This is a genomic window from Luteimonas sp. gir (genome assembly GCF_037198055.1).
Lineage (GTDB): Bacteria > Pseudomonadota > Gammaproteobacteria > Xanthomonadales > Xanthomonadaceae > Luteimonas > Luteimonas citri_A.
Genome location: NZ_JBBAXQ010000001.1, coordinates 397,380 through 409,785, shown reverse-complemented (window position 1 = coordinate 409,785; position 12,406 = coordinate 397,380). Strand labels below are relative to the sequence as shown.

Below are 12,406 nucleotides of genomic sequence, written 5' to 3'. Positions count from 1 at the left end.
CCGGCGACGCACCGGATGAGACCGGGCTGGCTACACTTGGCACCGATGAACCCGCATATCGTCCTGCTTGCCTTGATCCTCGTCCTCGTCGCGGTCGCGACGGGCCTGCTCGTGGTGTTGCTGTTGCGTCGGCCCGGCGCGGGCGGCGACGCGCTGGAGCGGGCCCTGCGCGAGGAGCAGCGCGCGGGCCGGGCCGAGTTGCGCCAGCAGCTCGATGGCTTCGCTGCGGCGCAGGCGCAGCGCATCGACGCGTTCGGCGCGCAGCTGCAGGCGGTCGCCGCACGCACCGATCAGCGCTTGGACGAGTTCACCGTGCGCACCGATGCGCGACTCGATGCGTTCACCCGCACCACCGACGAACGCCTCGACGTGTTGCGCGCCGCGCTGGGCGAGGACGCGCGCAAGGCCCGTACCGAGGGCGCGGACCAGCAGCAGCGGTTCGCCGATGCGCTCGGCGCGCGCCTGAACGAGTTGACCCAGCGCAACGAGCAGCGCATCGGCGAGATGCGCGCCACGCTTGAGCAGCAGCTGCGCGCCTTGCAGGCCGACAACACCGCCAAGCTCGAGCAGATGCGCGCGACGGTCGACGAGAAGCTGCAGACCACGCTCGAGGCGCGCCTGGGCGCGTCGTTCAAGCTGGTGTCCGAGCGGCTCGAGCAGGTGCAGCGCGGACTGGGCGAGATGCAACAACTGGCAACCGGCGTGGGCGACCTCAAGCGCGTGCTGAGCAACGTCAAGAATCGCGGCGGCTGGGGCGAGGTGCAGTTGGACAACATCCTCGAGCAGACGCTGACGCAGGACCAGTACGGCCGTGGCGTGCGGGTCAAGCCGGGCGGCGCGGAGATCGTGGATTTTGCGATCCGCCTGCCGGGCCGCGGCGACGCCGATGCCGTCGTGTGGCTGCCGGTCGATGCGAAGTTCCCGCGCGAAGATTACGAACGCCTGCTCGATGCGCAGGAACAAGGCGACGCGGAGGCCGTGAAGACCGCGGTCGCCCAGCTCGAACGCGCGATCCGGGTGCAGGCGAAATCAATCTGCGACAAGTACGTGTGCCCGCCGCACACGACCGACTTCGCGGTGATGTTCCTGCCGACCGAGGGGCTTTACGCCGAGGTCATACGCCGCGCCGGTCTGGTCGACCTGCTGCAGCGCGAGCACCGTATCGTGGTCGCCGGGCCGACGACGATCACCGCGCTGCTCAACAGCCTGCAGATGGGCTTTCGCACGCTGGCGATCGAGAAACGCTCGAGCGAGGTGTGGCAGGTGCTGGGCGCGGTCAAGACCGAGTTCGGCAAGTTCGCGACCGTGCTCGAGCGGGCCACCAGCCAGCTCGACACCGTGCAGAACAGCATCAAGGCCGCCGGCGTGCGCACGCGCGCGATCGAGCGCCAGCTGCGCGGCGTCGAGTCGCTGCCCGGCCCCGACGCGCAGGCGCTGCTGGGCGATACGCTCGACGACAGCGTCGACGCGCAGGACTGACCGGCCCACGCAACGCGGCGGCAATGCCCGCGCGGCGATGGCATGATCGGAGCGCCCCACCTACCGACGCACGCCATGACCGCAGCACTGACCGATATCCCGCTGACCACCATCGACGGCAATACCACGACGCTCGGTGCCTATGCCGGCAAGGCGCTGCTGGTGGTCAATGTGGCGTCCAAGTGCGGTCTGACGCCGCAGTACGCCGGACTCGAAGCGCTGTATCGCGAGAAGCGCGACGCGGGGCTGGAGATCCTCGGCTTTCCGGCCAACGATTTCGCCGGCCAGGAGCCCGGCAGCGACGCGGAGATCCAGCAGTTCTGCACGCTCCATTACGACGTGGGCTTTCCGCTGTTTTCCAAGATCGCCGTCACCGGGCCCAACGCGCATCCGCTGTATGCCGCGCTGACCGCGGCGCAGCCGGAGGCGACCGGCGACGGTCCGATGCGCGAACGCCTGCGCGGCCACGGCATGACGCCCAATCCGGCGCCGGGCGTGCTGTGGAATTTCGAGAAGTTCCTGATCGATCGCCACGGCCGCGTCGTCGACCGCTTCGCTCCGGACGTGACCGCTGACGATCCGCGGCTGCGCGCCGCCATCGAGGCCGCGCTGGCGGGGTGAGCGGGTTGATCCGGCCCACACGACCGACAGCAGGGCCGCGTGCGGCCCCCGCCTTCGCTCAGGGGTTGGAGATGCCCGGCACGACCGGAATCGCATCGACCGGCACGGTCGGCATCGCGTCGTCCTCGTAGAGGTAATCCGGCAGATCGTCGTCGTCGCTGCGGTGCCGGCGTACCGACTCGATCTGGTAGGCGCGGCGCTGCATCCAGGCATCGCGAATCAGCGCGTACTCGTCGGTCGCGCCCTCGCGCATGCTGTCGACGACGAACAACCGCGTACGCAGGTCGACCAGTTGCAAGCCCTGCAGGCCGTAGCGCCAGGGATCGTCGTTGAGCTGGCGCAGCGGCGACAACGGCGCATCGCCGACCATGCCGAAACCGTCGCGCAACGTGCGCGGGCCGAACAGCGGCAGCTCCACATAGCGCGAGTTGCGCCAGCCCCACACGCCCAGCGTCTGGCCGAAATCGGCATCGCGATGCGGGATCTCCGCATCGGTGGCCGGATCGAAGATGCCACCGATGCCCAGCGTGCTGTTGACCACGAACCGGCCCAGCGACTGGCCGGCGTCCTTCGGCCGCCCCTGCAGCAGCGCATTGAGCGCGGTGACCGGCTGGCCGAGGTTGCTGAAGAAGTTGCTCACGCCCAGCCGCACGGCCCGCGGCACGATCTTCGCGTACGCCTTGGCCAGCGGCTTGGCGACGCCGCGGTCGACCGCGCTGTTGAACGCGAACATCTTGCGATTGAACGGTTCCCACGGATCGTAGCTGCGTGGCATCTGCGCGGCGGCCGGCAGCGTCGGGTCGGCAACCGGATCGTAGACCTGCTCGCCGTAAAGGGCGGCGTAGTCGAGTTCGGCCTGGGTCGGCGCGCCGGCGACCGGCGTGCCATCCGCGGGCGTGGCATCCCCGGCGATGCGCGCGGCATCGTCGAAGGCCGCCACGACCGTGGCCTGATCGGGCGCGACCGGCTGCTCGGACGCTTCGGCCTGGGCCGCGTCGGGCACCTCGGTCGGTGCGGGTGCATCGATCGCGACCGGCGAGGGGACACGATCGCGCGGGGCGCCGGTCCCGGCGCAGGCAGCGAGCGTGGCCGCGGCCAGCAGCGGCAGGATCGGGCGGAGCGTACGAAGCGGAGTCGACATCGGAGAAGTCCGGTGGGGGTGCCGATGGAACATCAAGGGGCGTGGGTCGCCGGGGCGCCGACGGTCTTGCCGTCATCCTGCGTGCCGCGCTTCACGCGCGCACGTAGGCCAGGGCCGGAGTCAGCCGGTAGGCGCTGCGCAACTCGGCCAGGCCAGGCGGCTCGCCCTGGACCGCGAGCGCACCGTCGCCGGCCAGTTCGGCCAGCAGCGCGAGCCCGGCACTGTCGACCGCGGTGATCGCGGTCAGGTCGAGCTGGCGGGCGCCGGCGCGCAGCGGCTGCACGCGCGGCCACAGTGCCGGCACGGTGGCCGCCGACACCGCGCCGGCGAACGCCAACGCGTCGCCGGCGCGCCGGACCGAGGCGACGGCGGGCGCGCTCATCGGCCGGCGTCGGCCTGGATCTGGCCGGCGCGCAGTTCGCGCGCAACCTGCTGGATCGACTTGCGCTGCAGCTCGGAGTCGAACTGCTCGCGGAACGTGCGCACGAACGACACGCCCTCGACCATGACGTCGAACACCTTCCAGGTGCCGCCGCTCTGGCGCATCAGATAATCGACCGGCACCGGCTCGCCGCCGCTGCGCAGCAGCTCGCTGGACACGCGCACGCCCAGGCCGCGCGGCAACGGCGCCTCGGACTTGATGCGCACGCGCAGCTGGGTGTTGAAGTCCAGCAGCGACGAGCCGTAGCGACGCATCAGGTTCTCGGCCAGCGCGTCGCCGAACGCCTTGACGTCTGCGTCCGAGGCGCCGCGGCCATGCCGCCCGAGCACCTGGCGCGCGGCATAGTCGCGGTCGAACATGGTGTCGAACTCGCCGGTGATGAAGCGCTGCAGCGCGGCGCGGTCGCGGCTGAATTCGGCGCGGCGGGTCTCGATGGTCTTGAGCACGCGTTCGCTGTTGGCCAGCACCAGCTGACTCGGCGAGCCGGCCTGGGCGGCAGCGGCCGGCGCGGCGGCCGGACGGGCCTGCGCGAACACGGCCGCGGCCGGCAGGGCGAGAGCGGCGGCCAGGGCCAACGGCAGCACACGGCGGATCAGGGGCATGCGGATCATGGGAGCACTCCTTCGTCACGGGGGGACGCGTCGGGGGACGCGGCGGCGGGCGGTTCGTCCGCCGACGGGGCGGCATTGCCGCCACCGCTGAACATGTATTTGCCGACCATCTGGATCAGATCGACCGCCGGCGAGGTGAACGCGATCTCCTCGCCGGGCTGCAGCGATTCGACGTCGCCACCGGGCGACAGGCCGACGTAGCTCTCGCCGAGCAAGCCGCCGGTGAGGATCGCGGCCGAGGTGTCGGCCGGGATCTCGGCATAGCGCTTCTCGATCGCCAGGGTCGCGATCGAATCGAACTTCACCGGGTCCAGATCGATCTTCTCGACCCGGCCGATGGTCACGCCGCCGATCTTCACCGGGGCATTGGGGCGCAGCTGGCCGAGATTGCTGAAACGCGCGGTCAGTTCGTACGTGCCGCCACGGGCGAAGCCGAACTTGCCGTTGGTCGAGGCGATCGCCAGCACCAGCAGCGAGCCGAGCGCCAGCAGCAGGAACGCGCCGACAGCGAACTCGAGACGGGGACCACGGGCGCTTGTCATGGGTGTCACCTTTGCAGCGGGCCGCCTGTTTGGCGGTGAAGGGGAGGACCGGATGCCGGAATCGGCATCAACGGAACAGGAAGGCGGACATCACGAAGTTGAACATCAGCACCAGCAGCGAGGCGTTGACCACCGCGCGGGTGGTGGCGACCGAGGTGCCCTCGATCGTCGGCTCGGCATGGAAGCCCACATAGGACGCGACCAGCGCCGCAGTGCCGCCGAACACTGCCGACTTCAGGAACGCGGTCAGAAAGTCACCACGGAAGTCGACCGCGTCCTGCATCGTCTGCCAGAACATGCCGTTGTCGATGCCCAGCACCTGGACCGCCTGGAACCAGCTCGCCGACAGCGCCAGGCTGCAGAAGAACGCGGTCAGCAGCGGCACGCAGAGCACCGCCGCCCAGAACCGCGGCGCGACCGCCTTGGCGACCGGATCGATCGCCATCAGGCCGAGTGCGGTGATCTGGTCGGTTGCCCGCATCAGGCCCAGCTCGGCGGCGATCGAACTGCCGGCGCGGCCCACGAACAGCAGCGCGGTCAGCACCGGCGCCAGTTCCCGGTACAGGCCCAGGCCGATCAGCACGCTGACCTGGTTGCTGGCGCCGTAGGTCTCCAGCGCACGATAGCCCAGCAGCGTCAGCGACAGGCCGACGAAGGCACCGCCCACGGCAATGATCGGCAACGAGCGGCCGCCGATCTTGTAGACCTCGCGCAGCAACTCGGCGAAGAAATCGGCGGTCGGGCGGGAAGCGCGCAGCACCGACAACGAGAACAGCCCGGCGCGACCGAGCGAGCGGATGGCGGCGGTCATCGGCGGCGTCCCGGGCAGCGATGGCGGGTCGTACGCAGGCGGATCGAACGCGTCATGCGGCCTCCGTCCGGGCGAGGTCGGCACGGTCGAACGCGATCGGCCCATCGGGCTCGCCGCGCAGGAACTGCCGCACCAGCGGGTCTTCTGAGGCCTCGAGCGCGGCCGGGGTGCCGGCAAACACGATCCGGCCGTTGGCGATCACGACCGCACGATCGGCGACCGGCAGCGTTTCGTGGACATGGTGGGTCACCACGATGCTGGTCAGCCCCAGGCTGGCATTGAGCCGGGCGATCAGGCTCATGATCACGCCCGAGGCGATCGGATCCAGGCCGGTCAGCGGCTCGTCGTAGATCATCAGCGGCGGATCGAGCGCCAGCGCGCGGGCCAGCGCGACGCGGCGCGCCATGCCGCCCGACAGCTCGCGCGGGTACAGGTCGGCAGCCGCGCGCAGGCCCACCGCCTGCAGCTTCATATCGACCAGCCGCGCGATCACCGGCTTGGGCAGGTCGGTGTGGATGCGCAGCGGCAACGCGATGTTCTCGGCCGCGGTGAGATCGGTCAGCAGGCCGTTTCCCTGCAGCAGTACGCCGATGCTCTTGCGCATCTCCAGCAGCGCGCGCTGGCGCTGCGGCACCGGACGCCCGAACACCTCGACCTTGCCGGCGGCCGGCACCAGCTCACCGGTCAGCGCCGAGAGCAGGGTCGACTTGCCACTGCCCGACGGCCCCAGCACCGCGGTCACGCTGCCACGTGGCACCGTCAGGTCGATGTCCGCGAGCACGGTCCGGCCACCGCGATCGAGGCGGACCCGGTCGAGGCGGACGGCGATGTCGGGGGCGGGATCGAAGGACACGCAAGCGGCCGAAGTTAAAAACCCGTCAAGGGTGGCGAAGTGCAACTGAACACAGGCGGAGTGACTGAACCGAATAGTACAGTAATTCAGTCCTGCCTGAACGCCGTACCGCAGCGCGCAACCCTGATCTGCACGCCTGTTCGTGTGCACCGGCGCGGCGATGCGGCGGCGACATCCGCTTGCCTGGCCGACCGCGAGCCGGGTCGTTCGCTGGCCGCCCTGCCGCGGGTCATGCGCCCGGGTCGGCAACTGCCTCGCGGGCAGGCTCCGCCGGCGTGGTGTCCGTCCGCTCGGCCATGTCCTCATGCAGGATCCGGCGGATCTCCAGAACCGCCGGTGCGGTCTCCTGCACGCTGTGCCCGGACACGATGATCTTTTCCGACAGCGCGCCCGGCAGGTGCGCGCTGCGGTACGGCACCAGGCCGTCGTCACTGTCCTCCAGGCCCCCCTCGGCGCTGCGGCGCGCGATGATCGAATGCAGTCGCACCGCGGGCGAGATCGGAAACTGCGCGGCCGCGCGCACCAACGGATCGTCCTTGGACAGGTTGTCGATGCTGTTAGGCAAACGCGCCTCGCGCCGGTCCTCATCTTGGCCCGCCAGGGCCTGGATCACGTCGCCGAAGCCCTCGAGCAAGGTCAGCGGCAGCCGCACCAGGCCCGACACCCAGCGCCCCAGCCGGGTGCCCGCGACCTCGGTGCCCCGGTGCGGCGCGGCGATGAACACGGCGCGCCCGACCTGCGGCAGCGGCTCGAAGCGCAGCATCGGCTCGAGCCGAGGGCGGATCCGCGCCAGCCGTGCCGGTTCGATCTCGCGCGTCTGGACGAACGTATTCCACAGCGCATCGCCCGACGAGGACACCAGCAATCGCGCGATCACTCCGCCCATGCTGTGGCCGACCAGCACGATGTCGTGCGAGGCCGGCGCCTGCCCGCCGGGGTCGACATGCGCCAGCGCGTCGATCACCAGGCGCCGGATCGCGGCCTGGTTGAGCGCGATCGGCATGTTGGTCGGGTAGTAGACCTGCCAGACCTGGTAATTACGGCGCAGCGCCTCATCGCCCATGATCTCGTTGGCGACGTTGACCCAGGCCTCGGGACTGCTGGCCAGGCCATGGATCATCAGCACGATGCGACGCTGCGGATCGTAGGGCTGCATCATGTACAGATGCGGGCGCTCGATCCCGCGCTCGCGGCCGAGCAAGGTGCGCAGCGACTGCACGGCGAACCCCGAGCGCGCCAGCCACAGCCCGTAGCCGGCGCTGAAGTTCGCCGCCAGCGGCACCTGTTGCCCGCGCAGCACCACAGTGTCCTCGATGTAGGGATCGTGGGCGCTGGCCAGCACCTCGCGCGTGGCCAGGACTTCGGCCGCATTTTCACCCAGAAAGCGAAACAGCAAGGTCAGGCTCGGAGACGGCATCTCGCTCCATGCCGGCACGTCCGGGCGGTGGCCGGCGCGCGCTTCGGGTGCGGCCGACGCGGCGGCGGCCACCGGGTCGTGCATCACCGCCACCAGCTCGGCGCCGAAGCCGTCGCGGCGATAGATACTGCGCAGGCCCTTGAACGACAGCGACGCGGCCGGCAGCAGTTCCTGCGGCATGTCCGTGCCGCCGGGCAGGCGCACGCCGGTCACGTCCATATGCAGCGTCCAGCCGGCGACCTCGATGCGGTCGGTCGCCGGTGCGCTGCGCAAGCGCGTGTCGAACAGCTGCGTCGAGGCCGCCTGGACGGCATGGTTGTACCAGTCGCGGACCTGGGTCTGGCGATCCTCGAATGCACGCTCGCCTGGCGAACGCGCGGTGTAGAACAGGTACACGTAGGCGTGACGCGCGGCTTCCAACAGCGCCTGCAGCCGTGCATCGGCGCTCGCCGGGTCGACCGGTTTTCCGGGCACCGGCGAGGCCAGCGTCAGGGCGTGCTGCAACCACAGTTCCGATAGCGCCGATTGCAGGCGCTCGTCGGCAATGCCCTCCACGCCCGACAAGGCACGGATGCAATCGATCGACGGCTGCACGCAGGCGGCGGTGTCGAGACCAGCGACGCGGATCGTCTGCGCGGTGGCGGCGCTGAGGCGGCCGGTGGTCAGGATGTCGCCGCGCTGCAACGCGATGGTTTCGCCGGGCGTCATCGGCGTGACCGCAACCGAGGGCCCGAACTCGCGCAGGATCGCGCAGCCGCCGAGCGCGGCCACCAGCAGCGCGGCGGTGACGGTCCGCCCCATCCACGTGGACGAACGGCCCGTCATGGCGTGGCGGCGGGCACGCCGGGCACGCCTTGGCGGATCGCACGCGGGAACTCGGCCGCCGGCCCGTCGAAGGCGCGCGCGCGCGCGGTGATGCGGCCGGCTGCGCGCAGCGTCTCGAGGTCATAGCCCGGCACCAGCCCGTCGTGGTCGTAGGCATAGCCGTCGAAGTGCCCCGACAGCAGCAGCCGGTAATCGAGCGGCAGCGCAGGCGCGATGCGACGCGCGAGCGCGAACACGATCGTCGTGCAGTTGCTGGTCAGCGTGTTGTAGAAGCGCGGCTTGCGCTGCAGCCGGGCCGCCTCGTCGAGATAGCCCAGGAACACCTCGCGCAGTTGCGCCGGCGGCACATCGAGCCGGTACAGATACACGTCCTCGCCCCGGATATTGCTGCGCACGCGCACGATGTCGTATTCGTCGGCGGCCACCAGCACCGTTTCGAACTGGCGGAAGAAGCCGCCGACCGCCGAGAACGACTCGTCGCGCTCCTTGCGGATTTCCAGCGAAAACACCAGTTGGCGGCCATCGTCGAAACCGAACGAGACCAGCGTGTGGGCGATATGCGGGCCCATCCAGTACGACAGGATCAGGTCGGCCGACACCAGACGCTCGAGGTCGTAGGTCCGCGTCTCCCAGCGCACGGTGTAGTCGTCGTCACTGCGCCAGTCGAAATTGCGGACATTGCGCAGCGTGACCCGATTGCCTTCGACATCGGCCTCGAGCAAGCGCGCGACATCGTCAGCCCACAACCGCGCATGCGAGGGCAGCAAGGTCTGCCACCAGCCGAGCAGCATCAGCAGCGCGATCCCGCCGATGATCGGGGCAATGCGACCGCGCGCTTGCCGCGGCCGCGGCGGCAGGGACACCAACACGGCCACGGCGACGACCAGCCAGACCGCAATCAACAACCATCGCCAAGGCTCGGGCGCCTGGTATCCCAGCGCGAATGCGCCCCACACCGCCACGGGCACGACCGCCAGCGCGGCCACGGCGGTGCCGAGCCAGTGCCTCGCTGGGCGGCGCGCGGTCGTCGAGGGTGGATCGGTGAGGGAATCGGGCGCCATGTCGCGGGTCTGAGCCGGGCCTGCGATGGCAGGACGCGTTCATCCTAGCAATATTTGAACCCGCAAGTACACTATTTGATCGGCGGCCCGAACGCCGCCAGCACGCCGTCCACAGGTGCATGCGGCGCTGCGGGAAGTGTCTCAATGGCTGCTGCGAGCCTGAACGAGCTGCGACGCCGGGCGAGCAGCTCACGCAATTTGAGCCAAACCACGACACCCTCGCGACATACGACGCGAAAGACTGGGCGCGTCACTTTCGACCGACCCAGGAGTTTTCCATGCGTCGTATCGTGCTTCCCCTCGCGGCTGCAGCTGCCTTCGCGCTGACCGCGTGCAACAACCACGACACCCCCGCCACTGGCCCTGCACCGACGACCGACCCGGCGACCGCACCGCCGCCGATGGACTCGCAGACACCACCTCCCAGCGATCCGATGACGCCGCCGCCGACCGACCCGACGCTGCCGCCGAACGATCCGGTCGATCCGGCCATGCCGCCGCCGACCGATCCCACGATGCAGCCGCCGACCGATCCGACCACCACGCCGCCAGCACCGCCGACCGGCCAGGACGCCACGACCGGCACTTGATCGCGCGGGGCTGGCCCTTTTCTCCATCCAGTTCATCTCTGCCCGGTTCGGCGCGCAACAAGCGCGACGCTCTCTCTCAACCGGTGTTGCCGCCCGTGTCTCACGGGCGGCTTTTTATTGCGTGTCATGCAGGCACGGCAGACGCACGGTGTCGAATAGTCCACCGCCCGCTGCAACGCCGTCCTCGCCTCTCAGCGCGGCGGACTGCGGCGGGCGTCGTCACTGAGGATGCGGCGCGCGCGGAACTCGCTGTCGTCGTTCCACTGCGGCCAGTCGGTCGTGTTGGCGAGCGCGGCCGCCAGACGGTAGACCGTACGCGTGTCGGCGGTCGGTCCGGCCATGTCCCAGCTGTCGTTGAAGGCGTCGCCCGGCTGGTGATAGCGGTGCGCGAAGTAATCGGCGCGCGCCGCCTTGCCGCCGGCCACGCCGCCATCGAGCTGGTCCATGCCCGGCCCGATCGTCAGCGCCGGCACGCCGGCCTGGGCGAACGCGAAGTGATCAGCACGGTAGAACAGCCCCGCTTCGAGATTGGGATCGGGCGACCAGCTCCGACCATCGACGGCCGCTGCCGCGGCCAGGTCGCGCTCCAGCGACACGCGGCCGTTGCCCCAGGACGAGATGTCGCGGGTTTCGCCGTCCGGGCTCCACATTTCCATGTTCAGCACCGCGGCCGTGGTCTCGAGCGGACGCAGCGGATTGGCCGCGTAGTAGGTTGCACCGAGCAGGCCGTTCTCCTCGGCCGTCAACGCAATGAACTGCAGCGTGCGCGCCGGGCGCGGGCCGGCGGCGAACACCCGCGCCAGTTCGATCAGCGACGCGATCGCGGTCGCGTTGTCGACCGCGCCATTGATGATCGCATCGCCGCTGGCATCGGGCTCGCCGACGCCGAAGCTGTCCCAGTGGCCCGACAACACGACCGTCTCGTCGGGACGCGACGCGCCCGGCAGTACGCCGACCACGTTGTGGCTGGTCACACGCTCGCGCTGCACGTCGAAGGCGATGTCCAGGCGTGCATCGCCGAGCGCGCCGCCGCGAAAGCCCGGCTGCTGCGCCCGGCGCTTTTCGGCCTCGAAATCGAGCCCGGCATCGGCGAACAAGCGCACGGCGACCTCGCGCTGCATCCAGCCGCGCATCGGCAGGTGATGGGTCTGGGCGTCGGCGCGGACGATGTCGTACTGCGGCCCGGCGCGGCCGTTGCGCACCGTCGCCCACGGGTAGGACGCCGGCTCGGTCTCGTGGACGATCAGCACGCCCGCCGCGCCGCGGCGCGCCGCCTCTTCGTACTTGTAGGTCCAGCGGCCGTACCAGGTCAGCGCCCGGCCGCCGAAGCGCCCAGGCGCCTCGGCCTCGAAATCGGGATCGTTGATCAGCACCACGACCAGCTTGCCGGCGACGTCGAGCCCGGCGTAGTCGTCCCAGTCGAGCTTGGGCGCCGTGATGCCGTAGCCGGCGAAGACGACCGGCAGATCGGCCAGATCCACGCGCCCGCCCGGCCGCAGGGTCTCGACCGCGATGTCGTCGCCATTGGCGAGCGCGCGCGTCTGCCCGCCGACATGCACGCGCGCCTCGACCGGACCGACGATCGCACTGCGCTCGAGCACGACCGCCTGGGTCCAGCCGCCGTCGTCGCCGCCCGGCGACAACCCGGCCTGCGCGAATTGTTCGGCAATGTAGGCAATGGTCTTGCGCTCGCCCTCGGTCGTCGGCGCGCGCCCTTCGAAGGCGTCGGAGGCGAGCACCGACAGGTGGCGTGCGAGGTTGTCGGCGACGATCCCGCCACCGGGTACATCGGCGGTTGCGGCCGGAGCGGGGCCGGGCCCTGGATCGGCGCCGGCAGCGGCGAACGCCGGCACGCCGGCCAGCGACACCATCAAAGCGGTGGACAGGAGAGCGACAGGCACGGCGCGGCGTGGCATCGGCGGGGTCTTCCTCGCATGAATTTTGCCCATCATGCCGCAATTGGCCCGGGCCCCTGCCAGCGGCTACAGTGGAGGATGGTCCCCCCGACAGGAG

The 12,406-nt window shown here is 70.2% G+C and carries 12 protein-coding genes; 3 read left to right on the top strand and 9 right to left on the bottom strand.

All coding sequences use genetic code 11. The annotated features are described in order from the left end of the window. The first annotated feature begins 45 nt into the window (after positions 1-45). On the top strand, positions 46-1,479 hold the full coding sequence (rmuC, locus tag WAF18_RS01880; RefSeq protein WP_337243605.1) for a DNA recombination protein RmuC: 1,434 nt from the start codon (positions 46-48) through the stop codon (positions 1,477-1,479). Between the two features lie 75 nt (positions 1,480-1,554). Continuing rightward, positions 1,555-2,100 carry a glutathione peroxidase gene (locus tag WAF18_RS01875; protein WP_337243604.1) on the top strand — a complete coding sequence of 182 codons (546 nt, stop codon included), beginning with the start codon at positions 1,555-1,557 and terminating at the stop codon, positions 2,098-2,100. 58 nt (positions 2,101-2,158) lie between these two features. On the opposite strand, the gene WAF18_RS01870 is transcribed toward WAF18_RS01875, so the two are convergent. The 8 genes from WAF18_RS01870 to WAF18_RS01835 all read right to left on the bottom strand — a co-directional run bounded on the left by WAF18_RS01870 (position 2,159) and on the right by WAF18_RS01835 (position 9,803). Then, positions 2,159-3,241 (bottom strand): MlaA family lipoprotein, encoded by a 1,083-nt coding sequence (locus tag WAF18_RS01870; RefSeq protein ID WP_337243603.1) that lies wholly within the window; start codon positions 3,239-3,241, stop codon positions 2,159-2,161. A gap of 91 nt (positions 3,242-3,332) precedes the next feature. Beyond that, positions 3,333-3,623, bottom strand: a complete 291-nt coding sequence (locus WAF18_RS01865) for an STAS domain-containing protein (RefSeq protein WP_337243602.1) — start codon at positions 3,621-3,623, stop codon at positions 3,333-3,335. After that, complete coding sequence (locus tag WAF18_RS01860) at positions 3,620-4,285, bottom strand: ABC transporter substrate-binding protein (protein WP_337243938.1); 666 nt, start codon at positions 4,283-4,285, stop codon at positions 3,620-3,622. The genes WAF18_RS01865 and WAF18_RS01860 overlap by 4 nt, the downstream gene beginning before the upstream one ends. A 5-nt stretch (positions 4,286-4,290) precedes the next feature. Continuing rightward, complete coding sequence (gene mlaD / locus WAF18_RS01855) at positions 4,291-4,836, bottom strand: outer membrane lipid asymmetry maintenance protein MlaD (RefSeq protein WP_183425000.1); 546 nt, start codon at positions 4,834-4,836, stop codon at positions 4,291-4,293. 67 nt (positions 4,837-4,903) lie between these two features. Further along, on the bottom strand, positions 4,904-5,647 hold the full coding sequence (locus tag WAF18_RS01850) for an MlaE family lipid ABC transporter permease subunit (RefSeq protein ID WP_337243601.1): 744 nt from the start codon (positions 5,645-5,647) through the stop codon (positions 4,904-4,906). A 52-nt stretch (positions 5,648-5,699) separates the two neighbouring features. Beyond that, entirely contained in the window at positions 5,700-6,476 is a 777-nt protein-coding gene (locus WAF18_RS01845; RefSeq protein WP_337243937.1) for an ATP-binding cassette domain-containing protein, read from the bottom strand. A 253-nt stretch (positions 6,477-6,729) separates the two neighbouring features. Next, positions 6,730-8,742 carry an alpha/beta fold hydrolase gene (locus WAF18_RS01840; protein ID WP_337243600.1) on the bottom strand — a complete coding sequence of 671 codons (2,013 nt, stop codon included), beginning with the start codon at positions 8,740-8,742 and terminating at the stop codon, positions 6,730-6,732. Continuing rightward, positions 8,739-9,803 (bottom strand): DUF4105 domain-containing protein, encoded by a 1,065-nt coding sequence (locus WAF18_RS01835; RefSeq protein WP_337243599.1) that lies wholly within the window; start codon positions 9,801-9,803, stop codon positions 8,739-8,741. Before WAF18_RS01835 ends, WAF18_RS01840 begins: the two co-directional genes overlap by 4 nt. Positions 9,804-10,081: 278 nt before the next feature. On the opposite strand from WAF18_RS01835, the gene WAF18_RS01830 reads away from it, so the two are divergent. After that, the gene (locus tag WAF18_RS01830; protein WP_337243598.1) at positions 10,082-10,393 is read left to right on the top strand and encodes a hypothetical protein; all 312 of its coding nucleotides are present in this window, start codon (positions 10,082-10,084) and stop codon (positions 10,391-10,393) included. Between the two features lie 191 nt (positions 10,394-10,584). Here WAF18_RS01830 and WAF18_RS01825 read toward each other — a convergent pair whose 3' ends face one another. After that, on the bottom strand, positions 10,585-12,264 hold the full coding sequence (locus tag WAF18_RS01825) for a M28 family metallopeptidase (RefSeq protein ID WP_337243936.1): 1,680 nt from the start codon (positions 12,262-12,264) through the stop codon (positions 10,585-10,587). Between the last annotated feature and the right edge of the window lie 142 nt (positions 12,265-12,406).

Bases quoted from the DNA above. Each gene is read 5' to 3' on its own strand.
- rmuC (WP_337243605.1), top strand. From the start codon at position 46: ATGAACCCGCATATCGTCCTGCTTGCCTTGATCCTCGTCCTCGTCGCG.
- WAF18_RS01875 (WP_337243604.1), top strand. From the start codon at position 1,555: ATGACCGCAGCACTGACCGATATCCCGCTGACCACCATCGACGGCAAT.
- WAF18_RS01870 (WP_337243603.1), bottom strand. From the start codon at position 3,241: ATGTCGACTCCGCTTCGTACGCTCCGCCCGATCCTGCCGCTGCTGGCC.
- WAF18_RS01865 (WP_337243602.1), bottom strand. From the start codon at position 3,623: ATGAGCGCGCCCGCCGTCGCCTCGGTCCGGCGCGCCGGCGACGCGTTG.
- WAF18_RS01860 (WP_337243938.1), bottom strand. From the start codon at position 4,285: ATGCCCCTGATCCGCCGTGTGCTGCCGTTGGCCCTGGCCGCCGCTCTC.
- mlaD (WP_183425000.1), bottom strand. From the start codon at position 4,836: ATGACAAGCGCCCGTGGTCCCCGTCTCGAGTTCGCTGTCGGCGCGTTC.
- WAF18_RS01850 (WP_337243601.1), bottom strand. From the start codon at position 5,647: ATGACCGCCGCCATCCGCTCGCTCGGTCGCGCCGGGCTGTTCTCGTTG.
- WAF18_RS01840 (WP_337243600.1), bottom strand. From the start codon at position 8,742: ATGACGGGCCGTTCGTCCACGTGGATGGGGCGGACCGTCACCGCCGCG.
- WAF18_RS01835 (WP_337243599.1), bottom strand. From the start codon at position 9,803: ATGGCGCCCGATTCCCTCACCGATCCACCCTCGACGACCGCGCGCCGC.
- WAF18_RS01830 (WP_337243598.1), top strand. From the start codon at position 10,082: ATGCGTCGTATCGTGCTTCCCCTCGCGGCTGCAGCTGCCTTCGCGCTG.
- WAF18_RS01825 (WP_337243936.1), bottom strand. From the start codon at position 12,264: ATGGTGTCGCTGGCCGGCGTGCCGGCGTTCGCCGCTGCCGGCGCCGAT.